This is a genomic window from Streptomyces sp. URMC 129 (assembly GCF_051386415.1).
Classification (GTDB): Bacteria; Actinomycetota; Actinomycetes; order Streptomycetales; family Streptomycetaceae; genus Streptomyces.
This window is the reverse complement of record NZ_JBPQTQ010000299.1, coordinates 1-569: the sequence shown is the minus strand read 5'-3', so window position 1 is coordinate 569 and position 569 is coordinate 1. Positions and strand designations below refer to the sequence as shown.

Sequence of the window (569 nt, the reverse complement as noted above, 5' to 3'; positions counted from 1 at the left end):
CCCCCCCCCCCCCCCCCCCCCCCCCCCCCCCGGACCGTTTCGCGATCTTGTGCACGCCCCCCGCGCCGGGTCACGCTGAGGGTATGGGCAAGCACAGGAAGCCGGATCCACCCCTGACCCAGGGCAACCCGCCACCGGGCAACGCCGACAGCCGCGTCGACCTGCCCCCGGCGGGGACGGGCGCGCACGCGAAGCCCAAGGAGAAGAAGGACTGAGCCGCGCGCCCTCGCTCACCGCTTCACCGCTTGCGCGGATCGACGCACCGGGTCACCCACAGCACGGTGACCGGCCGCATGGTCAGCGACTCGCCCGAGGCGAAGTCCAGCCGCTTCCCGCCCTGCGGCAGCGCGACCATGTCCGCGACGGTGCACACGTGCCCGCCGACCATGAGTTGATCCCCGCGCCGGACGGTGGCGGCGTCGACCTCGACGGACACCATCACACCCACGGCAGCACCACCGCCAGCGCCACCATCGCGAGCAGCGCCCCGCCCGCGACGACATCGGCCCAGACGGACCGCGTCCCGGTTTCCTCGGGCACCGGCCCCGGCCCCGGCCTCGGCCGGGGCC

2 protein-coding genes are annotated in these 569 nt (G+C 75.4%); one reads left to right on the top strand and one right to left on the bottom strand.

Translation table 11 applies throughout. The features are described 5' to 3' along the window. Positions 1 to 83 precede the first annotated feature (83 nt). Positions 84 to 215, top strand: a complete 132-nt coding sequence (locus ACSNOC_RS27875; protein WP_436750353.1) for a hypothetical protein — start codon at positions 84 to 86, stop codon at positions 213 to 215. Between the two features lie 23 nt (positions 216 to 238). Here ACSNOC_RS27875 and ACSNOC_RS27870 read toward each other — a convergent pair whose 3' ends face one another. Next, positions 239 to 448, bottom strand: a complete 210-nt coding sequence (locus ACSNOC_RS27870; RefSeq protein ID WP_436750352.1) for a hypothetical protein — start codon at positions 446 to 448, stop codon at positions 239 to 241. Positions 449 to 569: the final 121 nt, after the last annotated feature.

Bases quoted from the DNA above. Each gene is read 5' to 3' on its own strand.
- ACSNOC_RS27875 (WP_436750353.1), top strand. From the start codon at position 84: ATGGGCAAGCACAGGAAGCCGGATCCACCCCTGACCCAGGGCAACCCG.